Genomic DNA, 24,272 nt, shown 5'->3' with positions numbered 1-24,272 from the left:
CCCATCAGACAGAAATCAGTGACCCTATGGCCATTACGATGTACATTGCAAATACGATTACTACCGACGCTTTTGAAGCCTCTATGGGCGTCAGGATGGATGTCTTTTGCCCCCTGACGGATATCAGATAGGTGGGGATGACCATCAGGGATATGATCACTGCCACAGCGCCGCCTGCCAGCTTCATATATTCCATGAAGCCGTTTGATAAAAGAAATGTCAGTAGAAGCGCAGGGACAGTGGCCAGAATAAAGCTAAGTCCAAAGGTCCATTTGGTCTGATTTGAAATAATTTCAGTAGTGGCAAATCCAATAGACCAGTAGGATGTGAACATGGCAAGGATTATGAACGCCGAGCCCAAAACTCGGATTATTCCACCAACTGCGTCAGCCCAGCCGACTATGGCCACCTTCGTCACCTCTTTTGATGTGATTATGGTGCAGAAGGTTATGACCGCCGATAAGACCAGGTTCATGAAAAGCCCGAGATATATGGACTTTCTGACCTTTACCGCATCATGCTCCAGGCACTCGATGACCTGGGGCACAGCAAATATCGCGGAAAAAGAGAACATGATCATGCTGTATGTAGCTGCAAGGCGCAAAAGACCTTTTGCATCAAAGCCTATGGACTCAATGGCCATAGACGGATTTATGTTTCTAAATGAGAAAAACAGCGCAATTAAGAGAATTATAGCCATAATGCTGACCGTTACGTTCTCTCCTATTGCAACAGCTCTAAGGCCAAGAAGGACAATAACCGCCGCCAGGACGAAAAACACGGTGCCAAGGAGCTTTTCTGATACTCCCGGCAAAAAATCGGCCATAATAGCGGAAGCTCCAGTTATATAGGCTGCAAGGTTTGTCTCAAGAACCACTATCATGATGATAAAGAAGGCTATCTTGAAGACATTTTTAAACCTGCCTCTGAACAGATAGACATTGAAAGCGCCGAGAATATCAGATGTCTCACCCATTGTCAGCATGATCTGGGCGATCATCAGATGAAGCAGCGCGCTGATAATATATGCTGTTAAAAAAGCTATAACGCCGCCCGCTTGGCCTATCTTGGACACGAAATACGGAATAGCCATGACTCCGCTTCCGATCCCGTTTCCGGCAACTATGGCTGCGGCTGTAAATACAGTCTTTTTCTTCATTGACATAGTCTCCTAATTATATTTTATCATCCATTAGTAAATTATTGTTAATTCTGTGCCCGTGGTTTAAGATAAGTGTATGCAAAACTTACTATTGCTCATATTTCCAATACTTCTTTTTGTTATAACCTTTTATTGTACGACACTTTCAAAAAAAGGTCTTATTTCCGACACTTTTCTTGACCTTGATCAGAGCAAGAACATTCAGGCCTTTGCCTGCTTAGCGATAATCATTCACCATGTCACCCAGCAGATATCGGTTTACGGAATGCGTCCCAAGGGACCGATCACGCTCTTTAGCTATATCGGGTACCTTTTTACTGCGCTGTTTTTCTTCTTTTCAGGGTATGGCCTGATGACCAGCCTAAACACCAAGCCGGATTATTTAAAGAGCTTTTTGAAAAAGAGACTTCCGGCGGTTCTGATTCCCTTTTGGATCATCAATATTCTCGCGGTCATTCTGGTTTCATTTCTCCCGGGACCAAAGCTCTCTGCAAGCGAGATAGCATGTGCAATAGCAGGAGTCACTCTCATAAACGGCAATGGCTGGTACATAATTGAGATTGTATTTTTTTATATCATCTTTTATGTACTGTTTAGATTTGTAAAAAACCGAAAACTTGCCACAGCTCTTTTGTGTATCGCCACCGTATGCATCATTGTCTATGGTTTCTTACAGGGACACAATACCAAAGGAACTCAGCCTCGCTGGTTTGAGGGCGAGTGGTGGTACAATTCGACAATTACTTTCGCTTTTGGAGTCCTTTTTGCAGGCATGAAAGACAAATTCTCAGCTTTTTGTGTTAAACACTACAAGCTGATGCTTGCTCTTTTTGCTGTACTGACAATAGTTTCAGTCAGAATAAATGTATTTGCTCAGAAACATTTAGGTTACTACCATGAGGCTGTGCACCACGGAGTGCGGGATGCAGCCATAACACTAGTTATCCAAAGCGCTTCTGCCATCATTTTTACAACCTTTATCCTGGTCCTCAACATGAGGCTGTCAATAGGAAACAGAGCCCTTTTGTTCATTCGCAATATGAGCCTTGAGCTGTTCCTTATCCACGGCCTTTTTGTGAATCAGATATTCGGCTCCCGTGAAATGAGCGATTTTGTCCGCTATACGGTTGTGCTCATATGCAGCATACTTTGTACTGCACTCATTGCCCCTGTCGTGAAATTTTTGGTAAAAAAGATTACGATGCTCCTAAACACAAAACGAGTAAAAAACGATACTCTGGAGCGGGCAATCATTGAAAAGCAAAGGGCGAAACGAATTAAGATTTTTAGCTTAACAGCAGGCATTCTAATCGTCGCAGCTGTTATTTATTTCCTCGTTGGCAAATCCGTCATCTTAAAAGGCGAACACTCAAAAGAACAGGCACAGCTTAAGGGTGCAGAGGTCGGAGACATCATCGAATGGGGCCACATAGACACAAATCCTTCTATCCCCGGAAAAGAACACATTACCTGGATAGTCCTTGAAAAAGACGATCAAAGCGCTCTTCTGATATCCGAAATGGGTCTTGCAGGAAGCTACTATCATCAGCATCACACGGCAATTTCCTGGGAGGACAGCGACCTAAGGGGGCTCATAAACTCTGATAAGTCCCTTAAATCCTTTAGCAAATACGAGCGTCCGGACATGCTTTTCATAGATGGCGACCTTGTATCACTTCTGACCGCCTCGGAAGCTGAAAAGCTCTTTTCCTCGGATGTATCAAGAGAACTTCTCATCACGCCTATGGCTAAAGCTCAGGGAACAAATATCAACGATCTGAGTAAGCACCATGAGTGGGATATGACAAATGTAAAGACCTCCTGGTGGTGGCTTAGGGGCGATAAGGGCGTATCTGCACTAACGGCGCCCATAGTTACCGTAGACGGAGTCATCTCTTTAGACGAAAAGTACGTAAATAAGCCGGCCGGGGCCATAAGGCCGGTCATAAGAGTCAAGATAGATCAAATCGGAGGATGAGTATGGATCAGAACAACACCGAAATGAAAATAAAGACGCAGGACGTAGAAGCTTATCTATGCAGCAAATACCCGGGGCAGCGCTTTGAAGTTACGGGCTGTACCCCCATGGCCGGCACTGCCAGGGATTATGACGAGTGGTTTTACAACGCACTGGATGCCGACGGAAACGCCACAAATGAATCCTCCTTCGTCGCAAAAGGTATGCCTGATGGCGAAAATTATGAGCTCACAGACGATTTTTACGGTGAACTTATCAGTGACGAAATTGTAAGGAGCATTAAAAGAGCTACATCAGAAGCAGGCTTTGCTGCCATAGATGTAAAGGTCTCCTTCTGGGAGCAATTCGGCTCGGATGAGGCAAAAGACATGTCGGCCCTTGATGTTCTGACCGGCAAAATAAACGCAGGAAACGATATCAAGATCTTTTTGGACGGCTCAGAGCTTAAACAGTCTTCCTACGACAATGTGCTTCCGGCACTGGAAAAGGTCTTTTCCCAAAAGAGATTCACAGGAGACTACTATGTGGTGATATTAAAGGATAAAGATGCCGATCCAGCCAGAGAGAGGCTATATTCCGACAGTTTCACTCTGTAAGCAGCACTTCGAAACAAAAGTCTAATGGGGGGATGGCTTTTAATGAACAGTAATCTTACGATTGAAGAAATTGTTTTGATAAATAACCTGCTGTACGCAGAAAATCTCGGTGGCCCAAAGGGAACTTTCCTCTCTCCAGGCCAGGAGATGAAAACCATAGGTGATTACGTAAAGGGAACGCTGAAAAGCTCTGACCTTATCGAGGATGACAAGGAGTACAGCACCGGAATCACCGGCTCTGAGTACAAAGAGATCCTTGCGGCCGTAAATAAAAATCAGCACCTTAAAGATATGATCATAATGCAGGTTCATATTGAGAGCTCGGATGCCGGCGGCGGAAGAAGCGCTCTGCTCTACGATCCTGCTTGTAACGAGGCCATCGTTGGATTTAAGGGAACTGAGGGAGATGCAGAGTGGATAGACAATCTCTCAGGCCTTTGCAGAGTGCCTACAGCCTATCAGCAAAGCGCTCTGGACTGGTACAGATCCCTCGACCTTTCAGGCTACGATATCATTACCGTTACCGGCCATTCAAAGGGTGGAAACAAGTCCAAATTCATAACGCTCATGGATGAAAGCGTGGACAATTGTTTCGCCATGGACGGACAGGGCTTCAACGACGAATTTATCAAAAAATACGCCTCAAATATCAGAGAGTATCAGGATAAGATCCTTAACATCAACGCAGAGAGCGATTTTGTTAATATCCTCCTCAATGACGTGGGCAAAAGGACCTATTACCTTGGTACGAACTTCGGAAGACTTGGTTTTGTAGAGAATCACTGCTCAAACGCTCTTCTTTTCTTTGATGATCAGGGCGATCCTTCAGTCTGGAAGGCGCAAAAGCAGGATAAGAGGATGTCTGATCTTGACCATATGCTCAACAGCTTTGTAAGATCCTACCCCTCAGGCAAGAAAGAGATGCTCTACAACGCCCTTGCAAACATCATTGTCTGCGCCAAAAACAATGACTCCGAGGGCATCATCAGCTCTTTTACCGGAGAAAAATACAGCGATAATACCGCTGACCTTTTGGCCTTCATTCTCAGATACAAGGAAGAAAAGCCTGAGATAATGGCCTCTCTACAGGAAATCCTGAGTCAGAACGGGTTTGATACCGCGATGCTGGGCGTAATTGACTTTGTTACCAATCATGAGCTCCTTATGGAGTTTGTAGGCGCAAGCCCTAATTCCATAATAGGTCTTCTCAGGCTTAATAATGCGCCAAAAGAGCTTGTTTCTTTCCTTCAAAACCACCGTGAGCTCTTTGATTTCCTGATCCTTACAGCCAGCAAAATGCGCTCTATTGACCCCACAAAATACAGGGGCGATGACATGACTCCGGATACGGCCGGAGGCTGGTTTAGCAGCTTTGCAAGGCGTACAGGCCGGGGAAAAAAGGTTCTTATTGCGGCTTTCATTTTTCTGCTAATTTTGTTTTTCTTATTCTTATTTGTGGTACATTAATTGTGCTATAATTTTTTTATGAAACTATTTTTTAAAGCAGATAAGTACATAACAAGGGTGGAAAGCCCAAGAGTAAACAGCGCCAGAACACGTAAATCACAGGTTCTTTTATACATCGATAAGTATTTTGACATGTACAACCACGAATACCTTGGAAGTGTCTATACGGCCTGCAAGGAATATATTGAGGAGATGATGGACGAGGAGGAGAGTTCATCTTCAAACATAAGTCCCGAGGTTCAGGCCTGCACCACCATCATCAAGGGCCTGCAGGATTTTATCGGGCAGGGTAAGCACGAAGAGCTGCGATATATGAAGCTTCTGGCAGCCAAGGAGGCCTTCAAATTCTACTGTGCCATGATATCCAAGGTGATGGAATTTGAGATCATCGACAGGAAACAGGCCAAGAGAAGGATTACCAAATTTTATAACGAATGTGGTCTTGAGTGACTAAAAAGGGAAGGCTTTCGCCTTCCCTTTAATTATACCTTTTTGTATGTTCCGATCAGTTGAGCACTACACTGCCCCATGTATCCGCAGGTACAAGTCCGATATAGGTCTTTCCTCTGTTGATGGAAATCTCCTGTCCGGCTGAGTTGTAGTAGTGTGTCATTCCTGTCTCGCTTCCCTTGGACCATGTGATAGGAATAGCCTTACCGTTTGTGATGTAGTATCCGCTTCCTGATCCGATCACGTTGTAGGTAAGATATCCGTTCTTATCCAGCTGGTTAAAAGAGACATTCTGCAGAATTACATTCTTGAAGGTCATTACCTGACCGTCTTCCGCATCTGTATGAATTGATCCGTACTCATAGTAGTCGTAGGTTCTTGTTCCTGCATTAAAAGCAAGTCTGCTCTTATTATGAGGGAACACGTTTCCGAGCTCTACGTTGTTTGCAACAAGCTCACTTGCAAGATCGGTGTCAGCTCCGTTAAATACGAAGTGAGTTCCTCTCTCAAGCCCAAGAGTATAGGTGGTTGGGATTCCTGCCTTGGCAAATCTGCCCAGCATCTCCTGTCCGAATACATACTCAGTGAACTCTGTTGGCTTACCATTCTTTATTCTTGAAAATCCGCCGCTGATATGAGCTGCGTATGGCTGAGCCAGATATGTGTTGATATAAAACGGACCGCCGTCATGGATAAGAACAGCATTGTACTCATCTGCAATCATAACATTTGTTGTTCTTGTACTGCGGATGCTTCCTGTTCTCTGAAGGTTTGTCCAGTCCTTATACAGGCACATGAGTCTGGTAATTCTTCCGTTTGCTGTGCTGTTCATCATCTCATAGACAACATCAGCCTCAGCTGTACCATAGTGCTGAAGGGCTTTCTTTTCATTGTCTACCATGATCGCTACAGGTCTCTGTCCGGCAATTCCATCGGAAACTTCAAGTCCCGTAAGCTCGTTGGTCGCAGCATAAACCGTTGTAGGCAGCACAAATGTGAGCACTGCACATAATACCAAAGCAAAAACTGTTTTTAAACGCATAAAATGGCCTCCTTTAAAAATAAGGGTGAGTAATATTCATTATATCATACAATTTGGCTCTTTATACAGTTAATTGCTTTGTTTCTTCCTGATTTTTCCATACATTGAGGCTCCTTGTACCTCTCTTTTCCCCGATAACAATGACCGCTACCGTAGCTACAATGGTCACAACCAACAAAAATGCTGAGCCCTCAACACCAAAGGTCGGATCATAGAAGAAGGTTATCTGTCCAACAGACGCCTCGAGCTTCGCAATGGAAAAAGAGCTGACGATTCCGCTGTTGGGAAGTCCAAAAATAATATTCTGAGTATAATTCCAGCCTGCGTGCGCCATCATTGGAAGCCAGATGCTGTCAAAGTAATATACGAAACATGAATAAAATACTGCAATTACAACAAGGTGAATGATTGGAATTACCGATACTCCGGGGTTTAAAAGATGCAGCGCCATGAAGATAACTGCATTACCGATTATAGCCACCCAGGGAGACTTATAACCTCTTCTTAACCTCTGATACAGGAAATTTCTGCACAAAAGCTCCTCAGAGGATGACTGGATAAACACAACAACAAACATGGCTATCAGTCTGATGATCGGGAATCCGTTATATGAAAGATGAATGTCGCTATGAAGTGCTGCAAGCAAAATACCCAGCGCATTCTCACCAAAGCCGATCAAAAGGCCAATAAGGAGCATCTTAAGAGTATTTCCCTTTGCCTCGGGCGTGATAGCTCTAAGAATAGGCCTATTCAGCTTTGTTACAGCACAGTACAAGGCAAATATCAGCCACTGGAATATTGTTGATGCATACATGATAAACAATGACCAGAAGCCGTCATCATTAACTGTTGGGTATAAGCGTATAATAAGATATTCAAAAGGCGCCGCAAGAACCGACGAAACAACCATCAAAAAGATAAACAACAGGGTAATAACGAAAAAGTTGTCGTGCCAGGTAAAACCTTCGTTGTGAATTCTCTTAAAGAATGACTTTTTCTCTACTACATTTTCTTCGCTCATAGATTACCCCCTTATCTTTTATAACCAATATCTGCAGCTCTTGCGTTAAGTAGTGCCTCAATGTCTGCGTGAGTATACGCCTTAACACCGCATTCATTAAACTTCTGCTTTACGGGATTTGAATCCTCGTAATCTGCATCAGTAGTAACATCTTCATAATTGTCATTTATCATGAAATACTCATAGTAATGAGTTCTCTGCTCATAATCAGCCTCAAAGTAATAATCTCTGATTCCGATGTGGTCCACATCAAGGCCGTCAACAGGAAGTACCTGATAATCAGTCTTATCATAGAGGTAAATATCGTTGTAAAGAGTAAGTGTCTCCTCACATCCGTAAAAGAACTTGTAATCACCCTTAGCATCTACAAATGCATAATCCACGATATGGATAGCTGCTCCGCCTGATCCACCGGATGAAATCTTTCCGTCAGCTTCAACCTGCAAGTCACTCCTTGACCATGCGTCCTGATCAAAGCAGATAACAAGCTCACCGTTGATATCCTTGATGATCATGTAGAGAGTAAACTCCGGATCAAAAAAGGTCTCTGTAAGCATCTCAGGTATCCCGTCACTTCCGCAATCTATCATGGTATATGTTGTGTCGGAAGCCTTTTTGTAATCGGTTGATCCTTCAAGGGCACTGACGATTTCGTCCATTGTATAAGACTTGCCCTTTTCAAGGCAAAGGGATGTCTCAAGATAAGAGGTTCTGTCCCCTGCACCGGTGTACTTGGCCTTGGCATTTCCTGCTTTAAAGTCATCATAGAGAGATGACTCTGATTCTGCCTGCTGGCTCTGTGCATTCTCAGACTGCTCTGATCCGCTTTCTGATACCTGCTCGAATAAAGAGCTGTTTGCCTGCTCATTATCCGCACTCTTTCCGCAACCGGCTAAAATAGCTGTCATCAGCACGCCTGCTACAACAGCTGTTGCGATTCTTTTTTTCATATTCCTTTTCTCCTCCTGTACTGACTTAATTGTCAGACAATTTCCATAATAAAAAACTCTCAGGAAATAATCAACTTCCGGAGAGTTTTTTAATAGTTATTTAATATTATCAGATTATTTGCCAAACAGGCTTGTTACCGTATTCATAATGGCTTTGTTTTTCAGGATCTCATCAAGAATGCCACTAAGCTGTGACTTCTCACCCTTTAAAAGAGCCATTGCTGCCTTCTTGGTATCGGCATCTGCAGCTCTGTAGAGTTCAAGGAGCTTTTTCTCTGTAGCTGTAACCTTTACGGATGAACCTGTTGTGCTCTTCTTAGCTGTTGTAGCAGGTTTCTTGGCAGCTGTAGTCTTTTTTGCGGTTGTTGCCGGCTTCTTAGCAGTTGTAGTCTTTTTGGCGGTTGTCTTCTTTGCTGTGGCCATACTTCTCTCCTCCTTGTGATGTGAACGAAATACTCATATATCCATAATATCCCAATTAAGGCCTCTCAACAATTACCTATGGGCGTAAAAAATCCCCCACCGCTTAGCAAGCAATGAGGGGTTCTTTCCTCGTCAAATATCAAGTACTATAGTTACCGGTCCGTCGTTTATCGATTCCACCTTCATATCTGCTCCGAATTCACCGGTTTGAACTTCAAATCCCCGGCCCTTACACTCAGAAACAACAAGTTCATAAAGTGGCTTTGAAATCTCTGGTCTTGCAGCATCCGTAAACCCGGGTCTTCTGGAACTGCAATCTGCATAAAGAGTAAACTGACTGACTATAAGTAATTTAGCTCCGGCATCTTTAGGAGAAATATTCATCTTTCCATTCTCGTCCTCAAATACTCTGAGTCCGCATATCTTGTCGGCAATCTTTTTTGCCTGCTCCTGTGTATCAGTAGTCCTTACTCCCAGGAGAACCAGAAACCCTTTATCGATCTCCGATGTCTTTACCCCGTCAATAGTTACTGATGCTGACAAAACTCTTGTGATTACCGCTCTCATGATCTCCTCCGGCTAAAACTTATTCAGCCTGAGAAATGATTACACTCTCCACAGTGTGTGCAAGTTGCTTCAGGCTGGCTAATATCTACTGTAATTACTTCTCCACACTCGTGGCAAGCTATATTCATCATCTGAGGGTTTACAGTTTCTGTTACAACTATTGTATCAACAGGATCTACTGCAGTAACAGGGCTAGCTGCAAAGATGTGAATAAATGCAAAATGGAAAATAAGGAATGCAATTAACATGATTCCAAAAAATGTTGTTGCGATGCCAATAAAACTCTTTCTCATAACTATTCTCCTTAATATCTCGACGTGATTTGTTATGAGAAAATATTATCATCCGGTTTATCACAGAAATATCACACAATCATAAAAAGGCGCTTTCAGCCTCTTTTATCATGTCACTAAGCTCCTGGTCCGATAAGTCAATTACCCAGGCCAGCATTGTGATATTGTGTGCATGTTCCTCCACAGAAAACTTTGGACACGTAAGATACGTATCGATCTCATCACAGAGTTTTTTCCTGATATCTTCTTCTGAACGCATGAGGCACCTCTCGAAATTGAGTGAGAATATAGTCTATATCCTGATTATACCTCATATCTGCCCCTACTCACAATTGTAGTAGGCCATTTTTCAGATCTCTCAGTATTCCAAAACACTCTCTTACTACATTATTGGGTACATACTGAGGCTCCATATATGCTGCAATACCGCAAATATCGGCATCTGTCAGCTTCTGTGCCAAATGAACACCCCTGAATACATGAAAACCGTTTGTGACAATTCCAATGTGAAGATTCTCCGTGGATCCTTCCCTGTCTTCTATGATAGCCAGGGCGTTGGATATATTATCATCCGTATCAAGGGACTTATCCTCAGCTATAAGCCTATCCTGAGATATGCCCTTGGATATAAGGTAATCTCTGCCTCCTACGCCTTCGCTTACGGTTTCATTTACACCCTTTGCTCCGGTGGTGATACAGATGGTATCGCCATTTTCTGTTAGATATTCTGAGGCTTTTTCAAGCCTGTATCTATATACAACGCTGGGACCGGTGCTCCTCATCTGGGCTCCCAGAACAATTATATAGTCCAGGTTCTCTTCACCCTTGTCGGAAAAATGCGAAAATATCGCAATAAAGCACACCAAAAACACGGCTGCAACTGCTGTAATAACAGCTATTGCGCCGTATCTAAGGGCTTTGGGAATTCTCATCCATCTCCCTTTCCCTGAAAGGAAAAAGCACAGTGCGAAAAATGCGCTTCCTGCCAGCCAGATGGTAAAGGAATAGGTTCCGCTCCCAACCATATATACCATGGCTGAGTACAATAAGCAGATTACTGCCAGTCCCAGCCATAGTATTCTGATCTTTGGTTTAAAAAACTTCATTACTTAGCTGCTGCAAAGCCTTTCTCAAGATCTGCGATGATATCATCTATATGCTCGGTACCGATTGAAAGTCTGATGGTACTCTGTGTAATTCCCTGATCTGCAAGCTCCTCATCATTGAGCTGTGAATGAGTAGTTGTTGCAGGGTGAATAACAAGGCTCTTAACATCCGCTACGTTAGCAAGAAGTGAGAAGATCTCCAGGTTGTCGATAAACTTCCAGGCTGCATCTTTTCCGCCCTTGATCTCAAAGGTAAAGATTGATGCTCCGCCATTGGGGAAGTACTTCTCATAAAGAGCATGGTCAGGGTGATCAGGAAGTGAAGGATGGTTAACCTTCTCTACCTGAGGGTGGTTTGCAAGGAACTCAACCACTTTCTTGGTATTCTCTGCATGTCTGTCAAGACGGAGAGATAATGTCTCAACACCCTGAAGAAGCAGGAATGCGTTAAATGGTGAAATAGTTGCGCCTGTATCTCTAAGAAGGATTGCTCTGATGTATGTGACAAATGCAGCAGGTCCTACAGCATCATAGAAGGATACGCCGTGATAGCTTGGGTTAGGAGCTGCGATCTGTGGGTAATTTCCGCTTTCCTTCCAGTTGAACTTACCTGACTCAACAATGATTCCGCCAAGGGTAGTTCCGTGGCCACCGATAAACTTCGTTGCTGAGTGTACCACGATATCAGCACCGTGTTCAATAGGTCTGATAAGGTATGGTGTTCCGAAGGTATTATCAATTACCAATGGAAGTCCGTGTTTGTGAGCGATCTCTGCGATGGCATCGATATCAGGAATATCGCTGTTAGGATTGCCCAGTGTCTCAAGATAGATGGCTCTTGTGTTATCCTTGATCGCTCCCTCAACCTCTGCCAGGTTGTGAGCGTCAACGAATGTTGTTGTAACGCCGTACTGTGGAAGAGTATGTGCAAGAAGGTTGTAGCTTCCACCATAGATGGTCTTCTGTGCAACAATATGTCCGCCGTTTGCAGCCAGTGCTTCGATTGTGTAGGTAATTGCTGCTGCTCCGGAAGCAACTGCAAGTGCTGCGCTGCCGCCCTCAAGTGCTGCTATTCTCTTCTCCAAAACATCCTGTGTGCTGTTTGTCAGTCTTCCGTAGATATTTCCGGCATCAGCAAGTCCAAATCTGTCTGCTGCATGCTGTGAATTCCTGAAAACATATGATGTTGTCTGATAGATCGGTACCGCTCTTGCATCTGTTGCGGGATCCGGCTGTTCCTGTCCTACGTGTAACTGCAGTGTCTCAAATTTGTAATTGCTCATACCATTAAATCCTCCGTTCGTGTTTTCTTGAAACTGATGATAGAGCCTGCGCGCCTTTACCGTCAATTAACTAAAACTTTTAACTGGCGATAAGTAAGCCGTAAATCCCCGTCTCACTGCAATGCATCTACCATCTCCCCATGTATCTCCAAGATGTCACTTATATCTATGGTCGCATTCGTCCCGGAAATCCCGGTTTTTCGCTCTAAAACCAGTTTCCTGCTGACATTGTCGACCCTTTTAATAACTTCCGTTATTGTTTGATAGCTGCCTCCTTCTTTTAGAAGATCAGGCACAAAATAGGTAATGGACACCTCCGGAGCCCTTCCCTTATCTATCTCCTTGGCTATAACAGCCAGCTTCTGATCCAGGATTTCGAGCTCTGACCCATCCAGCTCTATCTTATTGTCAACCAGCCTTGCCTCTTCCTCCACCATGTCGTCATATCCGGTAAGGGCAGCAAAAGGCGCAAACTGTGCAGCCCTGTCATAAAGACTCATATGCTTATGCACCTCAGACTGATGGTGCGGCAAATCGATTATATCCGCGTATATGGCCCTTGGATCGGGCTCATGGCCTGTTATACCCTTTGTCATCTAAAATCCCCTTATTCGGCCCTGTGGCCTCCTATTTGACCATTCCTTTGTATGGTAGTGGCACCTTCATTGAGATTCATCCCCTTTAGTACCGCATTCTTTCCAAATTTCTCCTGGAGTAAAAGAGTTGCTTTCTGCATTCTTTTTTCTTTTTCATCAGCCTTTTTCTCTTCTTCCCGCTCTTTATCCCTCTTGGAGTAATCGGTAAAAAGATCCATCTGCTCAGGCTCTTCGGGAGGAATGTCTGACTCCTTTATTACTCCGGCTGCAACAACATTAACCCTTCTTATCAGCAGGTCAGGATCAACGATCCTGTCATAAAGCTGAGTCATTACTTCCATGATCTTTCGTGTTGAGCTGGTATATCTATCCAGATTGCCTGTACCATGGGCATGTTTCGGCGCCATTCTGCCATAGTAATCAGCTGTGACTACGCCTGTATATCTCTTACCTGTTGTGGCCACAGCATATACCGTATCCTGCGGAGTTCTGCCCTGATGCAAGACCTTAAGGCTCTCCCTGTCATAGCTGATCGTCAGTACAATCTGCTTGGTCACCAGATTCTTCCTTACAAGGTCAAGAACGAGAAGCTCTGTCATCTCTTTTACTATGAGCTTGCCCTTTTCTGCATTGTAAGGCTCCATTAAAACCTGTCCGGAGGAAATCGAGTTGTTCTCTGGCTTATAGGACTTGATGGTGGATATCTCCGTCGGTTCCCACCCCCAGGCATGGTCTATCAGCAGCTCTGCATTTACGCCAAACTCTTTATAAAGGCGCTCCTCGTCCTGTATGCTGAGCCTTGCCACGTCTCCCATGGTATAGCATTGCATATTCTCCAGGCGCTTTGATATCCCCCGTCCCACGCGCCAGAAGTCCGTAAGAGGCCTGTGGCACCACAAAAGCTCTCTGTATTTCTTTTCATCAAGCTCTGCAATACGAACACCCTGTTCATCTGCCTGAACATGCTTGGCCACGACATCCATGGCTACCTTGGCCAGGTACATATTGGTTCCGATTCCGGCTGTCGCCGTAATTCCGGTCTCTTTAAGCACATCTCCTATCATGGTCCTCGCCAGTTCATGGGCTGTGAGAGAATAGGTTTTCAGATATGCTGATACATCGATAAAGCACTCATCTATGGAATAAACATGTATATCATCCGGACTTACGTAGTTCAGGTATGTTGAATATACCTTTGTGCTGACTTCTTCGTACTTAGCCATGCGCGGAGGCGCTGTGATATATGAAAGCTCCAAAGACGGGTCATTATCCAGCTCCCTGGCATCACAAGAAGATCCGGAAAAGTGGTAATTTCCCGAATCATCCTTGACCGCTACTCCGAGCCTTATTGCTCTATTCAGGCGCTCAATGTTGATCTCTTTAACCCTCTGCACCACTTCAAACAATCTGGCTCTGCCGGATATTCCATATGCTTTTAAAGATGGTGAAACCGCCAGACAGATGGTCTTAGACGTTCTTGATGGATCTGCCACCACCAGATTCGTCATAAGAGGATCGCACTCTCTGTCCACTGCCTCAACAGAGGCATAAAACGACTTCAGATCTATGGCTATGTACTGTTTTTCCATGTTATAAAGTATATCCTAAAAAATCTGTCGCTGCACCATCGACACGGCATGCTCTGTCATCCAGATACACATCACAGGTGATCTTGCGGGAGTTGGAACCGTACTTCTCTATTGTCTCCGGAAGATTATCATTGACTGCATCAAAATTCAGCCCATGATCCTTGCAAAACTTCACCGCTCTCTCCAGAGGTTCTCCTGCCCTGCAAGTCCAGAGTATGAGCTTATCACCGCCCCTTTGTCTGTCTATAAGATAATCTATAAGCCCGCTGTTGGCCGGTCCAACTTCTGGCCACTCGCCCATGCTTAATGTTCCGTCAAAATCTACCGCATAAATCATAGTCAAACCTTCCTTTCTCTATCAGGCCTTGGACTCCAGAAACCACTTGGCACCGGAGGGTGAGTCCTCAAAATACAAGTGAATCTCTTTTCCATCTACAATGCAGGTATATACAAGTCCCGCTCCGCCGGCCCTTCTGCTGGCTCCGGGAACGCAATCCTTAACCCTTGTTATCTGATATTTCCTGCTGTCTTCCCACTCTATGGACAAAGGACGTATCTCTCCTTCATCCGAAAATTCAACCACCGTATCCACATAAACCTTATGTCCTATCCGAATCGCCATATCCGGCCTCCTATCATTCATTCTCCCCAAGAACCTTGTTTCCATTCTGGAAATATGCCACCGGATGGATCATGTGGTCATCAGCCTTTGCATCAAGTCCGGACAATTCCCTGTCATAATACATAAGGCCCCGAAGCACAGCGCTATAGCCATATCTCCTTCGTATATCAGTGACTGCAAGATCAGCTCTTAAATACTTCTCCCTGAGTGCCTCACTCCTGAAAAGATCCGTCTGATAAGGCATCGTATCGGGTACAAGCCCAGCCACCCTCACTCCCACGCTTCTGATCGGATGAGCCCAGTCATAATTTTCTTTAAAAAGCTGCCAGGCGTAGCCTGCGATCTCCTCGGAAATATTGGTTGGAATCTTGACTCTGTGCTGTCTTGTGAAGCTAAACAGGCCGTTATCTCTTACGCTGATGCCTATTACATCTCCGATAAAGTGGTTCTCCCTGAGCCTTGCTGCCACACTTTCCGAAAGCAGGTATATGACCATACGGACATCCTCGTCATTAACCAGATCTCTTGGTGTCGTTGTGCTGTTTCCAACGCTCTTTATAGGAGATGACTCGCCCACAGCCGCCACCGGAGTCTGATCCTCCCCCCTTGCAAAAGCCGACAGAACGTAACCTATCTTGCCAAATATATTGTGAAGGCTCTCAGGATCCGCCTTGGCCAGGTCTCCTATGGTTATTATTCCGTATTTCCTGAGCTTCTCACTTGTGTGCCTTCCCACATACAAAAGATCCGATGCCGGTGCACTCCACAGAATATCCCGGTAATTATCTCTGGAAATCTGTGTTATCGCATCCGGCTTCTTATAATCAGAACCGAATTTGGCATAGACCTTGTTCCACGAAACACCTATGGAAACCGTGATTCCCAGTTCTCTTTTGACCCGGTTTGATATCTCTTTTGCAATGGACATTCCTGTATCAGTTCCAAGCATATCCTTTGAGTGCGTTATGTCGATCCAGGACTCATCAAGCCCATAGGGCTCGACCAGATCCGTATAATCCGAGTAAATCTTCCTTGCCTTGCGTGAAAATCTTATGTATTCGTCGTAGTTTGGTGAAACAATAGTCAGATCTCCGCAGACCTTCCTGGCCTCCCAGAGGGCCATTCCAACCTTAACTCCGCGTCTCTTGGCTATATAATTGGCAGTAAGTATGATCCCGTGCCTGGCCTCCGGATCTCCTCCCACTGCCATGGGTATATCCCTGAGACCCGGATTGTGCAACATCTCTACCGATGCGTAGAAACAATTGCAGTCTGAATGAAGTATGATCCTGTCATCATCCATAACCACTCCTTAGCACTCGCAAACATGTGTTGCGAACATCTGTTCTTGTTTGTGCTTTTATTGTACGAATGTTTGTTCGAAAAATCAACCGCTAGATGTTGTGGTGGGCCCTTTATTGGACTCATTCCCCCGCGCAGCAGATAAATGGCGCAACAGAAAAGGCCACTATCCATCAGAGATGAATAGTGGCCCTGTCATATTTAGTATTCAGTTTTTTATTACTTTACTTCATCGGTAGTTCCGTCTTTTTTTACTACTTCAAGCTTGCATCCAAGTCCGAATGCTGCTACAGAACCGGCGATCATGGCCCAGGGTGCTGCAGCAAGTCCAAGAAATCCTCCGATGATTCCTACATTTACAGGAACACTGAGTACAATCTCGTCATCCTTGCGAATCTGGATTCTGTCTACATTGCCCTCTTCCACTTTCTTTTTGAGCTTTTCTACAGCTGCCTTAGCCTCTTCTCCGATGTCTATTGTATCGGGACGGATCAGTTTGATAGCCTCATCAGCATTTCCGTTTGTCTTTGTAAGGGCTTCTTTAGCAGTCTTGTATTCAACTCCTGTTGCCTCCATTACTTTCTCGATAGCTTCTAATGTGATTTCCATTTTAAGTCCCTCCTCTAATCTTTGTGATCTATCTCGAAATCAGCTATGTGTTTTGCTGATGATATGATTATATCCGGAGATACTATCCACAAAAATATTGTATTCCGTGAATTATAACCGCATATTTTTCTCCTTATGCATGTCCTGCAGTAATAATCCACAAAAAATACAGACTCTTTTTATACTTTCTTTAGCGACTGATTACGAGAAATACAGAATTATAGGGTATTATAGCTATATCGGTTGTTGTTATATCACACGGAGACTATACCAATGGGCAATTCAAATTTTTATTCAAAATCACATTGCGCAAAAGTAGTGGATGCAATAAACATCGGCGGAAAGTACGTAGATAAGGAAGTTCTCACTCAGAAAGTCATTACAGCCACCACAACTTCCGTATTTGCCATTTCATTTATTACATTTATCATCCTGCTTCTTGGCTGATCAGATGACATTGATCTGACATGATCTCATGGTTTCAAGCGCTGCTTCGTGCTTTTCCACGGTAACACCCGCGCAGCATGAGGAATCAACGCTGATCTTGACTTCGGGCATAAAGGCCTTGAGCATGAGCGCATTTGATACAACGCAGATGTCGGTGCAAAGTCCGACCATCTCAATTTCCAGCTCTTCTTCCTTGGAGAGCTTTAATATTGCATCACAGAGAGCTGCTGAGCCGAAGGTGGGCTTATCAAAGATAGTTGCCCCATCAAGTACGGCTGCAACGGCTTTATTTATTTCCCATCCTTCTGTTCCCTCTACGCAGTGAACAACCGGGAGGTTCTTTCCCTCCTGAGTCTCCATATAGTTGGGCTGATGTGTGTCTCTTGTGGCAAATACGTCTTTTATATCATAACGCTTGATTTTTTCTACCACGTTTGGCACGATGGCCACTGCCTCTTTTGTTCCAAGTGCCCCATCAACAAAGTCCTTTTGCATGTCGATGACAATAAGTATTTTTCTCATATCTTTCTCTCTCCCAAATATAATTTATTCCTCGGAAGCCTTGGGCAGACGGCTATAAGTCTCACTCAAAAGCCTGATGCTTCTTGCCAGATCCTCCGAGAGATAGTTCGGTGTAAGGCGCCACTGCCAGTTCCCCTCTGCAGTTCCCGGGGTATTGATCCTGGCTTCCTTTCCCTTACACAGATAATCCTGTAAAGGAATTATACACAAATCTGCCACGGAGCGATATGCCTCCCTGATAATATCCCACACAAAAGCGCCGTAGTCCGTATTCATGGAGTTTATGTATCTTCTGGTAAAAGACCTTTCGCCCTCGTTAATCTCCTGAACCCAGGCAAAAGTCGGTGTGTTATCATGGGTGCCGGTATAAACAACACAGTTTTTCTCGTGTCTGTGATTTACATAGCAGCTGTCCCAGCTTGTGAAGCCGTATTGAAGCACCTTCATTCCCGGGAAGCCTGAATCCTTAAGGAGTTTAACATTCTCCTCTGTGGTATTTCCCAGATCCTCTGCAATCATATCAAGCTCTCCAAGGCTCTTTTTAAGTGCATTGAAAAGATCCATTCCAGGACCCTTCTTCATTTTGCCGTTCTTTGCAGTCTCATCCCCGAAAGGAATCTCGTAATACTCGGAAAATCCATGGAAATGATCGATACGGATCACGTCGAACCACTGATAATTGCGCTCAATTCTCTTTATCCACCACAAATAGCCGTCTTTTTTGAGAGCATCCCAATCATAAATGGGATTTCCCCAAAGCTGGCCTGTAGGTGAAAAAGCATCCGGAGGACATCCGGCCACTGACTTGGGCTCAAAGTCTTTGTCCATCTCAAAGACTTCCGGATGTGACCAGCTGTCTGCGCTGTCCATGGCAACATAAAAGGGAAGATCTCCTATGATCTTCACATTGTGCTTGTGCGCATATTCAAGGAGCGCCTTCCACTGTTCATCAAACTTAAACTGCTGGAAATAGATGAATTCCATTTCCTTTTTGTTGGTCTTTTTTATCTCATCTATAACCTTTTTATCGCGGCTTCTTAACTCTTTATCCCAGTCTGTCCAGGATTTGCCGCCCTGGAGCTCCTTGATCACGAGGTATAATGCGTAATCCTCAAGCCAGTATGCATTTTCCTTAAAATACTTATCCAGCTCCTTCTTTTCGCCCTTTTCAAGGAAATTGTCGTATGCCTTCTCCAGTACCTTATATCTGTTTTCGTAGAGTTTTCCGTAGTCCACGCACTCCTGATTGCCGCCAAAATCCATGCAGTTTACATCATCCCAGGACAAAAGTCCCTCTTCTATGAGCTTTTCAGGCGAAATAAAATATGGATTGCCTGCAAAGGCCGAAAGTGGCTGATACGGAGAATTTCCGTAGCCCGTAGGGCCAAGTGGCAAAACTTGCCAGTATCCCTGTCCGGACTTCTCCAAAAAGTCCACAAATTCGAATGCCTCTTTTGAAAAACATCCAATCCCAAATCTTGATGCCAGTGAAAAAATAGGCATCAGCACTCCGCTTTCCCTGTTCAAAATCTTATCCTCCTTAGATAACATTTGTTATTTATATAGCTTTTCAATTGCGCCAAGGTCCTCTGTAAAGCGCTTTACAACCTCATCCGGGCCAACAATCTTTATACTTGAGCCAAGGGAAAAGATCCATCCCAAAAACTGTTCGCTGAGGGCCACATCGACATTTGCTTCCGCCCACTCCTCATCGTCTGTAGATCGAATAGCAATATCTTTTCCGAATCTGTCCAGCAAAACTCCCACCAGGTCCTTCTTGAACTTAAGCTTAACCTTGACCTCTTTTCCACCAAACATTCCGAAATTCATCCTGGCGTAGGTGGCCATATCAACTTCCTCGAAGTGGCTTCTTCCCTCTCTTTTCTCCTCGATAATATCGATATCACGCATCTTATCGACTCTGTAGTGCTTGATGATTCCTGCTTCTGAGTCAAATGCTATCAGGTAATAATTCTCGTCATCCCAGGTCAGCGCCCAGGGACTTACCTCATATTTTCCCTCTTTTCTCGGAACCATCTCTTTATTGATATTCCATTTGAAATAATTGAATCGGATCTTATTGTTGTTACTGATTGCACTATGGATCTCATCTACTACGTAATAAATGCTCTCGTTCATGGTCTTTATACGGCCCTGAACCACCACCTGACGCTTAAGCTGCAGCGCCTCGTAGTCACTTACAAGCCCTGTGAGCTTCTTTATAAGTTCGCTGGACTTCTTTTCTGTAATAAATTTGGAAGACTGAATAGCATCCACCAGGAGTTTAAGCTCTGCTATCTCAAACTCCTTGCTGCCAAGGTGATAACAGAAGTTTCTTCCGTCTTTTTCACCGATAACATCAAATCCCAGCATCCTAAGAGCATCCATATCGTCATAAAGGCTCTTTCTGTCAGCTGCAATGCCGCGACTTTCAAGCTGCTGCTGTATCTCGGGCATGGTTATAGTGTGATTGTCATCGGTTTTTTCCAGTAAAATCCGGTAGAGATAATATAGCTTTAGTTTCTGATTAGCACTTCTTGGCATGCTTCATCCTCCCTGTAAAATGAACCGGCATAACAATATCAATTATAGTGCATTTTTCTTGATTTAGCGATATTTGGGTAATAGAATGAAATAGAAGACTATTATTTTTTGAGAGGGATTTTCATGAAGATTATTCGCAGTAAAGCCTTCAGGCTCATAGTAATCCTAATCTGTATTGCGATAATAATATATGAGTCCATAGGTATTTACAGAGAGAAGCAGGAATATAACATAGCAGGCACCGAGTATGAGGAGCTGGTTGAGGATTCCATATCCGTAGCAAATAAGGCAGAAATGCCGGATGGCGCTACATATCCGCCTCTTCAGATTGATTATGCCCAGTTAAAGGGCATAAACAGCGACTTTGTGGCCTGGATCTACATGCCATGCTTTGACTTAAGCTACCCTGTTGTTCACGAAAAAGAGATCGACGAGTACATCAAAAAGACCTTTGAAGGCAAGTACAACAGCTCAGGATGTCTTTTCACCGATGTTCTCAGCACTACGGATTTCACCGGAATGCACGATATCATTTTCGGCCACAACATGAGAAACGGTGCAATGTTCGGTAAGTTCAAACAGCTCATCCAGGAGGGTGGCAGGGAAATTATCGATTCAAATCCTTATGTCTATATCTACACAGAAAATGCCGTCTATAAGTACCGCGTTTTCGCCTATTACGTAACGAACGTCGGAAGTGACTCATATTCGGTTGTAACCTCCGAGCAGGAGTACAACGATTTCATTAAATATATTGCAAGCAACAATCTGTATGAAAAGCCAGCAGATCTAAACCTTGACGAATTCCCTTCTATCCTTACTCTCTCCACCTGTAGCGGTAGATCCGGAAGCGGAAAAAGACTGGTTATCCATACTGCCAAGGTCGATGGTTGGGCATTAAATAATTAAAAGAAAAGTCATAGATGTTATATAACATCTATGACTTATTTATTATATCTATATTCTCGCTTTATCAGGATCAAATGCAGTTATATCCTTTGTTTGTAAGGATGTTCTCCACCTGATATATGTCATCAGTATGCATAACCATGATTGGAAGTCCCGATTCTCTGTTGAATGAAAGATATATATAATTAACGTTAATATTGCTGGAATACAGCGTCTTTAATATCTTGTCGAGGGCTCCGACCTCATCCGGACATTCAACGGCTAAAACCGGCGTAGTTTTGCAAATATAGCCGTCTCCTCTAAGGACCTCAAGACACTTTGCCGGATCTGAAACCACCATTCTGATAATTCCGTATTCTGCCGAATCATTGGTTACAGAACCTAAAATGTTGATTCCGTTGGAATTAAGAAGTCCTGTGATGTTCTGAAAGCATCCTTTCTTGTTCTCTGCGTAAATTGAAACCTGGTCTAACATAACTGTCTCTCTTTCTGTATTTATTCCCCATCGAAGAGCTTCTTGACCGCAAGAAGCACATCATACGATGTAAAAGGCTTTATTACGAAGTCCTTAGCTCCCTTTTTAAGGGCCATCATGATCATGGACTCATACTTCTGGTCTGAACACATGATAACCTTGGCATTGGGATCAATCTTCATTATCTCTGTAAGTGCGTCAATGCCGTTCATTTTAGGCATATTTATATCAAGGATCATTACATCCGGTTTAGTCTCCTGATAAAGTTCAATTGCCTTATCACCGGATGTCGCCTCTCCGACAATCTGATAGTCCTCAGCCGGAAGCGCTCCTCTAATCATCTCTCTCATCAGTGTAGTATCATCAGCAATAAGTACTCTTTTACGCATATAGTCTCCTTCACATCAATACATATCACTAAAAAGGTCTTTTTATTATATTATCATGTATAATAAATGAAAAAAAGAAAAATCCAAAGGAAAATCCATGAATCAAGAAAACAAAATGGGCGTAATGCCCATAAAAGAACTAATCATTTCTATGTCCCTGCCCATGATGATCTCCATGCTGGTGCAGGCTCTTTATAACGTAGTAGACAGTGCCTTCGTAGCCCGTATTCCCAATCACGCAACTGAAGCCATCACCGCCGTTACCTTAGCTTTCCCAATGCAAAACCTGATGATTGCTATGGGCTCCGGAACCGGAGTCGGTATTAATGCTCTTCTCTCACGATCACTCGGCGAAAAGAGATTTGATAAATCCGATGCTGCAGCCAATAATGGTCTGTTTCTGACATTCCTCAATTTCGTACTCTTTTTTATCATAGGTATTTTCTTTGCCCGTCCATTTATTGCCTCTCAGTACAGCAGTGGAATAATCATGGAATTCGGCACAAAATACCTAAGAATTATCTGCCTGTTTTCTGCCGGAATATTCTTCCAGATGACCTTTGAAAGGCTTCTTCAGTCCACAGGAAAGACCATATTCAGCATGGTTTCTCAGGCAACAGGTGCAATAATCAATATTATATTTGACCCGCTTCTTATCTTCGGAATCGGGCCTTTCCCCGAACTTGGCGTCGCTGGAGCTGCTTATGCCACAGTTTTGGGTCAGTTTATCGGAGCTGCGATAGGACTCACCTGTAATCTGAAGTTCAATAAGGAAATTGTCTTTTCCTGGAAAAAGATACTCCACCCGGAGCTTGAAACTATCAGAGAAATTTACTACGTTGGCGTGCCTTCAATACTCATGATGTCTATCGGCTCAATCATGACTTATCTGCTAAACAAGATTCTCATCATGCTATCACCTATTGCCACAGCAGTATTCGGCATCTATTTCAAGCTTCAAAGCTTTATCTTTATGCCGGTATTTGGCTTAAACAACGGACTTATACCTGTACTTGCGTACAACTATGGTGCCAAAAAGAAATCCCGCATAAATGAAGCTCTCAGGTTTTCACTTGCACTTGCCCTTTCCATCATGTTTATAGGTGCAATTGTATTCTTCAGCATACCTGATAAGCTCCTTGGAATATTCAATGCAGATGAAGACATGCTCAATATAGGTATTCCGGCGCTTCGCACTATATGCCTGTCATTCCCTGTTGCAGGCCTGTGCATAACCATGGGATCCATATTCCAGGCCTTTTCAAAGAGCATTTACTCTCTGATCATATCCGTAGGCAGACAGCTTGTTGTACTAATCCCGGCTGCATGGCTCTTGTCTAAGACCGGCAATATAAACCTCGTTTGGCTCGCATTTCCTATCGCAGAGGTAGCTTCACTTGCCCTTTCTGCCTACTATTTCCTCAAAGTATACCGCCAAACAGTAGCAAAACTGTGAATTTGTAATACTCTTTTTGTAAAAAGTCAATAGTTTAGCGCTTTTTCAGAATTCTGCACTAAAAAACACAATGAATTTTGGCATTTTTTCGTGTTTAATCTATTGAGAATGCCCAAAACAAGGTGTAAAATTTTCATTGTAGTAAAAATTACTCATTTTGAGGGAGGTATTATACCATGAATAAGACAGAACTTGTTGATGCTATCGCAAAAGAGACTGGTCTTTCAAAGAAGGATTCAGAGAAGGCTGTTAAGGCTTTCACAGACGCTGTATCAAAAGAGCTTAAGAAGAAAGGCAAAGTTCAGCTCGTTGGATTCGGAACATTCGAGACAGCTAAGAGAGCAGCTAGAACAGGTAAGAATCCTCAGACTGGCGCAGCTATCAAGATTCCTGCAGCTACAGTTCCTAAATTCAAAGCTGGTAAGGCACTCAAGGATGCTGTAAACGGAAAGAAGAAATAATTTAATAGACATT

The 24,272-nt window shown here is 43.8% G+C and carries 29 protein-coding genes; 8 read left to right on the top strand and 21 right to left on the bottom strand.

All coding sequences use genetic code 11. From position 1 onward, the window contains the following. Window positions 1-4: 4 nt before the first annotated feature. On the bottom strand, window positions 5-1,159 hold the full coding sequence (locus G589_RS0108620) for an aromatic amino acid transport family protein (protein ID WP_026521829.1): 1,155 nt from the start codon (window positions 1,157-1,159) through the stop codon (window positions 5-7). Window positions 1,160-1,238: 79 nt separating this feature from the next. Here G589_RS0108620 and G589_RS0108615 point away from each other — a divergent pair, with 79 nt between their 5' ends. Genes G589_RS0108615 through G589_RS0108600 form a run of 4 tightly spaced genes read left to right on the top strand, consistent with a single transcriptional unit; the run spans window position 1,239 to window position 5,653 of the window. Then, entirely contained in the window at window positions 1,239-3,140 is a 1,902-nt protein-coding gene (locus G589_RS0108615; RefSeq protein ID WP_081668981.1) for an acyltransferase family protein, read from the top strand. Between the two features lie 2 nt (window positions 3,141-3,142). Then, window positions 3,143-3,736, top strand: a complete 594-nt coding sequence (locus tag G589_RS0108610) for a hypothetical protein (RefSeq protein ID WP_026521827.1) — start codon at window positions 3,143-3,145, stop codon at window positions 3,734-3,736. A gap of 42 nt (window positions 3,737-3,778) precedes the next feature. Next, window positions 3,779-5,203 (top strand): Mbeg1-like protein, encoded by a 1,425-nt coding sequence (locus G589_RS19365; RefSeq protein ID WP_051192273.1) that lies wholly within the window; start codon window positions 3,779-3,781, stop codon window positions 5,201-5,203. Window positions 5,204-5,221: 18 nt separating this feature from the next. Further along, window positions 5,222-5,653, top strand: a complete 432-nt coding sequence (locus tag G589_RS0108600) for a hypothetical protein (protein ID WP_155832517.1) — start codon at window positions 5,222-5,224, stop codon at window positions 5,651-5,653. 55 nt (window positions 5,654-5,708) lie between these two features. Here G589_RS0108600 and G589_RS0108595 read toward each other — a convergent pair whose 3' ends face one another. From G589_RS0108595 to G589_RS19345, 15 genes are all read right to left on the bottom strand, one after another. Beyond that, the gene (locus tag G589_RS0108595) at window positions 5,709-6,695 is read right to left on the bottom strand and encodes a DUF3048 domain-containing protein (RefSeq protein ID WP_026521825.1); all 987 of its coding nucleotides are present in this window, start codon (window positions 6,693-6,695) and stop codon (window positions 5,709-5,711) included. A gap of 61 nt (window positions 6,696-6,756) precedes the next feature. Beyond that, complete coding sequence (locus G589_RS21085) at window positions 6,757-7,716, bottom strand: CPBP family intramembrane glutamic endopeptidase (RefSeq protein WP_051192272.1); 960 nt, start codon at window positions 7,714-7,716, stop codon at window positions 6,757-6,759. Between the two features lie 11 nt (window positions 7,717-7,727). Continuing rightward, window positions 7,728-8,666 (bottom strand): hypothetical protein, encoded by a 939-nt coding sequence (locus G589_RS0108585; RefSeq protein WP_026521824.1) that lies wholly within the window; start codon window positions 8,664-8,666, stop codon window positions 7,728-7,730. 114 nt (window positions 8,667-8,780) lie between these two features. After that, window positions 8,781-9,089: a hypothetical protein gene (locus G589_RS22100; protein ID WP_026519300.1), complete on the bottom strand. Its 309-nt coding sequence runs from the start codon at window positions 9,087-9,089 to the stop codon at window positions 8,781-8,783. A 132-nt stretch (window positions 9,090-9,221) separates the two neighbouring features. Further along, on the bottom strand, window positions 9,222-9,656 hold the full coding sequence (gene dtd / locus G589_RS0108575) for a D-aminoacyl-tRNA deacylase (RefSeq protein ID WP_026521823.1): 435 nt from the start codon (window positions 9,654-9,656) through the stop codon (window positions 9,222-9,224). Window positions 9,657-9,679: 23 nt separating this feature from the next. After that, window positions 9,680-9,949, bottom strand: a complete 270-nt coding sequence (locus G589_RS0108570) for a hypothetical protein (protein ID WP_026521822.1) — start codon at window positions 9,947-9,949, stop codon at window positions 9,680-9,682. Window positions 9,950-10,028: 79 nt separating this feature from the next. Continuing rightward, a complete protein-coding gene (locus G589_RS0108565) occupies window positions 10,029-10,208 on the bottom strand; it encodes a hypothetical protein (RefSeq protein ID WP_022767662.1) in 180 nt (59 codons plus the stop codon). Window positions 10,209-10,275: 67 nt separating this feature from the next. After that, window positions 10,276-11,055 carry a YdcF family protein gene (locus tag G589_RS0108560; protein ID WP_026521821.1) on the bottom strand — a complete coding sequence of 260 codons (780 nt, stop codon included), beginning with the start codon at window positions 11,053-11,055 and terminating at the stop codon, window positions 10,276-10,278. After that, window positions 11,055-12,338 carry an O-acetylhomoserine aminocarboxypropyltransferase/cysteine synthase family protein gene (locus G589_RS0108555; RefSeq protein WP_026521820.1) on the bottom strand — a complete coding sequence of 428 codons (1,284 nt, stop codon included), beginning with the start codon at window positions 12,336-12,338 and terminating at the stop codon, window positions 11,055-11,057. Before G589_RS0108555 ends, G589_RS0108560 begins: the two co-directional genes overlap by 1 nt. Before the next feature lie 113 nt (window positions 12,339-12,451). Next, a complete protein-coding gene (locus G589_RS0108550) occupies window positions 12,452-12,934 on the bottom strand; it encodes a hypothetical protein (protein ID WP_051192271.1) in 483 nt (160 codons plus the stop codon). An 11-nt stretch (window positions 12,935-12,945) separates the two neighbouring features. Then, a complete protein-coding gene (locus tag G589_RS0108545; protein ID WP_026521818.1) occupies window positions 12,946-14,523 on the bottom strand; it encodes a Y-family DNA polymerase in 1,578 nt (525 codons plus the stop codon). A 1-nt stretch (window position 14,524) separates the two neighbouring features. Next, window positions 14,525-14,860, bottom strand: coding sequence for a hypothetical protein (locus G589_RS19355; RefSeq protein ID WP_035775709.1), 336 nt, complete (start codon window positions 14,858-14,860; stop codon window positions 14,525-14,527). Between the two features lie 21 nt (window positions 14,861-14,881). Then, on the bottom strand, window positions 14,882-15,145 hold the full coding sequence (locus G589_RS0108535) for a hypothetical protein (RefSeq protein WP_035775707.1): 264 nt from the start codon (window positions 15,143-15,145) through the stop codon (window positions 14,882-14,884). A 13-nt stretch (window positions 15,146-15,158) separates the two neighbouring features. Further along, entirely contained in the window at window positions 15,159-16,448 is a 1,290-nt protein-coding gene (gene dinB, locus G589_RS19350; RefSeq protein WP_035775705.1) for a DNA polymerase IV, read from the bottom strand. Between the two features lie 218 nt (window positions 16,449-16,666). Beyond that, window positions 16,667-17,056, bottom strand: coding sequence for a DUF4342 domain-containing protein (locus tag G589_RS19345; RefSeq protein ID WP_022767670.1), 390 nt, complete (start codon window positions 17,054-17,056; stop codon window positions 16,667-16,669). A gap of 273 nt (window positions 17,057-17,329) precedes the next feature. On the opposite strand from G589_RS19345, the gene G589_RS21865 reads away from it, so the two are divergent. Then, window positions 17,330-17,503 (top strand): hypothetical protein, encoded by a 174-nt coding sequence (locus G589_RS21865; protein WP_155832516.1) that lies wholly within the window; start codon window positions 17,330-17,332, stop codon window positions 17,501-17,503. Here G589_RS21865 and G589_RS0108515 read toward each other — a convergent pair whose 3' ends face one another. Genes G589_RS0108515 through G589_RS0108505 form a run of 3 tightly spaced genes read right to left on the bottom strand, consistent with a single transcriptional unit; the run spans window position 17,504 to window position 20,569 of the window. Continuing rightward, window positions 17,504-18,025 carry a cysteine hydrolase family protein gene (locus tag G589_RS0108515; RefSeq protein WP_026521816.1) on the bottom strand — a complete coding sequence of 174 codons (522 nt, stop codon included), beginning with the start codon at window positions 18,023-18,025 and terminating at the stop codon, window positions 17,504-17,506. Window positions 18,026-18,049: 24 nt separating this feature from the next. Next, the gene (gene malQ / locus G589_RS0108510; protein WP_026521815.1) at window positions 18,050-19,552 is read right to left on the bottom strand and encodes a 4-alpha-glucanotransferase; all 1,503 of its coding nucleotides are present in this window, start codon (window positions 19,550-19,552) and stop codon (window positions 18,050-18,052) included. A 27-nt stretch (window positions 19,553-19,579) separates the two neighbouring features. After that, a complete protein-coding gene (locus G589_RS0108505; RefSeq protein ID WP_026521814.1) occupies window positions 19,580-20,569 on the bottom strand; it encodes a helix-turn-helix transcriptional regulator in 990 nt (329 codons plus the stop codon). A 123-nt stretch (window positions 20,570-20,692) separates the two neighbouring features. Here G589_RS0108505 and G589_RS0108500 point away from each other — a divergent pair, with 123 nt between their 5' ends. Beyond that, complete coding sequence (locus G589_RS0108500) at window positions 20,693-21,478, top strand: class B sortase (RefSeq protein WP_026521813.1); 786 nt, start codon at window positions 20,693-20,695, stop codon at window positions 21,476-21,478. Window positions 21,479-21,548: 70 nt separating this feature from the next. Here G589_RS0108500 and G589_RS0108495 read toward each other — a convergent pair whose 3' ends face one another. Together G589_RS0108495 and G589_RS0108490 are read right to left on the bottom strand one after the other, a co-directional pair. Beyond that, on the bottom strand, window positions 21,549-21,953 hold the full coding sequence (locus G589_RS0108495; protein ID WP_022767676.1) for an acetolactate synthase: 405 nt from the start codon (window positions 21,951-21,953) through the stop codon (window positions 21,549-21,551). Between the two features lie 20 nt (window positions 21,954-21,973). Next, the gene (locus G589_RS0108490; RefSeq protein ID WP_022767677.1) at window positions 21,974-22,342 is read right to left on the bottom strand and encodes a response regulator; all 369 of its coding nucleotides are present in this window, start codon (window positions 22,340-22,342) and stop codon (window positions 21,974-21,976) included. A 97-nt stretch (window positions 22,343-22,439) separates the two neighbouring features. On the opposite strand from G589_RS0108490, the gene G589_RS0108485 reads away from it, so the two are divergent. Then, complete coding sequence (locus G589_RS0108485; RefSeq protein WP_026521812.1) at window positions 22,440-23,798, top strand: MATE family efflux transporter; 1,359 nt, start codon at window positions 22,440-22,442, stop codon at window positions 23,796-23,798. 176 nt (window positions 23,799-23,974) lie between these two features. Next, on the top strand, window positions 23,975-24,259 hold the full coding sequence (locus tag G589_RS0108480; RefSeq protein ID WP_022766405.1) for an HU family DNA-binding protein: 285 nt from the start codon (window positions 23,975-23,977) through the stop codon (window positions 24,257-24,259). Window positions 24,260-24,272: the final 13 nt, after the last annotated feature.

It is taken from the genome of Butyrivibrio sp. VCB2001, assembly GCF_000423965.1.
GTDB lineage: Bacteria > Bacillota > Clostridia > Lachnospirales > Lachnospiraceae > Butyrivibrio.
This window is presented reverse-complemented; position numbering and strand designations above follow the sequence as displayed.

Excerpts from the sequence above, each read along its gene's own strand:
- G589_RS0108500 (WP_026521813.1), top strand. The coding sequence starts at position 20,693 with ATGAAGATTATTCGCAGTAAAGCCTTCAGGCTCATAGTAATCCTAATC.
- G589_RS0108495 (WP_022767676.1), bottom strand. The coding sequence starts at position 21,953 with ATGTTAGACCAGGTTTCAATTTACGCAGAGAACAAGAAAGGATGCTTT.
- dtd (WP_026521823.1), bottom strand. The coding sequence starts at position 9,656 with ATGAGAGCGGTAATCACAAGAGTTTTGTCAGCATCAGTAACTATTGAC.
- G589_RS21085 (WP_051192272.1), bottom strand. The coding sequence starts at position 7,716 with ATGAGCGAAGAAAATGTAGTAGAGAAAAAGTCATTCTTTAAGAGAATT.
- G589_RS0108615 (WP_081668981.1), top strand. The coding sequence starts at position 1,239 with ATGCAAAACTTACTATTGCTCATATTTCCAATACTTCTTTTTGTTATA.
- G589_RS0108515 (WP_026521816.1), bottom strand. The coding sequence starts at position 18,025 with ATGAGAAAAATACTTATTGTCATCGACATGCAAAAGGACTTTGTTGAT.
- G589_RS0108585 (WP_026521824.1), bottom strand. The coding sequence starts at position 8,666 with ATGAAAAAAAGAATCGCAACAGCTGTTGTAGCAGGCGTGCTGATGACA.
- G589_RS19345 (WP_022767670.1), bottom strand. The coding sequence starts at position 17,056 with ATGGAAATCACATTAGAAGCTATCGAGAAAGTAATGGAGGCAACAGGA.
- G589_RS0108555 (WP_026521820.1), bottom strand. The coding sequence starts at position 12,338 with ATGAGCAATTACAAATTTGAGACACTGCAGTTACACGTAGGACAGGAA.
- G589_RS0108595 (WP_026521825.1), bottom strand. The coding sequence starts at position 6,695 with ATGCGTTTAAAAACAGTTTTTGCTTTGGTATTATGTGCAGTGCTCACA.
- G589_RS0108560 (WP_026521821.1), bottom strand. The coding sequence starts at position 11,055 with ATGAAGTTTTTTAAACCAAAGATCAGAATACTATGGCTGGGACTGGCA.
- G589_RS0108490 (WP_022767677.1), bottom strand. The coding sequence starts at position 22,342 with ATGCGTAAAAGAGTACTTATTGCTGATGATACTACACTGATGAGAGAG.
- G589_RS0108485 (WP_026521812.1), top strand. The coding sequence starts at position 22,440 with ATGAATCAAGAAAACAAAATGGGCGTAATGCCCATAAAAGAACTAATC.
- G589_RS0108610 (WP_026521827.1), top strand. The coding sequence starts at position 3,143 with ATGGATCAGAACAACACCGAAATGAAAATAAAGACGCAGGACGTAGAA.
- G589_RS19365 (WP_051192273.1), top strand. The coding sequence starts at position 3,779 with ATGAACAGTAATCTTACGATTGAAGAAATTGTTTTGATAAATAACCTG.
- G589_RS0108535 (WP_035775707.1), bottom strand. The coding sequence starts at position 15,145 with ATGGCGATTCGGATAGGACATAAGGTTTATGTGGATACGGTGGTTGAA.
- dinB (WP_035775705.1), bottom strand. The coding sequence starts at position 16,448 with ATGGATGATGACAGGATCATACTTCATTCAGACTGCAATTGTTTCTAC.
- G589_RS0108565 (WP_022767662.1), bottom strand. The coding sequence starts at position 10,208 with ATGCGTTCAGAAGAAGATATCAGGAAAAAACTCTGTGATGAGATCGAT.
- G589_RS0108550 (WP_051192271.1), bottom strand. The coding sequence starts at position 12,934 with ATGACAAAGGGTATAACAGGCCATGAGCCCGATCCAAGGGCCATATAC.
- G589_RS0108570 (WP_026521822.1), bottom strand. The coding sequence starts at position 9,949 with ATGAGAAAGAGTTTTATTGGCATCGCAACAACATTTTTTGGAATCATG.
- G589_RS0108545 (WP_026521818.1), bottom strand. The coding sequence starts at position 14,523 with ATGGAAAAACAGTACATAGCCATAGATCTGAAGTCGTTTTATGCCTCT.
- G589_RS0108505 (WP_026521814.1), bottom strand. The coding sequence starts at position 20,569 with ATGCCAAGAAGTGCTAATCAGAAACTAAAGCTATATTATCTCTACCGG.
- G589_RS19355 (WP_035775709.1), bottom strand. The coding sequence starts at position 14,860 with ATGATTTATGCGGTAGATTTTGACGGAACATTAAGCATGGGCGAGTGG.
- G589_RS0108620 (WP_026521829.1), bottom strand. The coding sequence starts at position 1,159 with ATGAAGAAAAAGACTGTATTTACAGCCGCAGCCATAGTTGCCGGAAAC.
- G589_RS0108480 (WP_022766405.1), top strand. The coding sequence starts at position 23,975 with ATGAATAAGACAGAACTTGTTGATGCTATCGCAAAAGAGACTGGTCTT.
- G589_RS22100 (WP_026519300.1), bottom strand. The coding sequence starts at position 9,089 with ATGGCCACAGCAAAGAAGACAACCGCCAAAAAGACTACAACTGCTAAG.
- G589_RS0108600 (WP_155832517.1), top strand. The coding sequence starts at position 5,222 with ATGAAACTATTTTTTAAAGCAGATAAGTACATAACAAGGGTGGAAAGC.
- G589_RS21865 (WP_155832516.1), top strand. The coding sequence starts at position 17,330 with ATGGGCAATTCAAATTTTTATTCAAAATCACATTGCGCAAAAGTAGTG.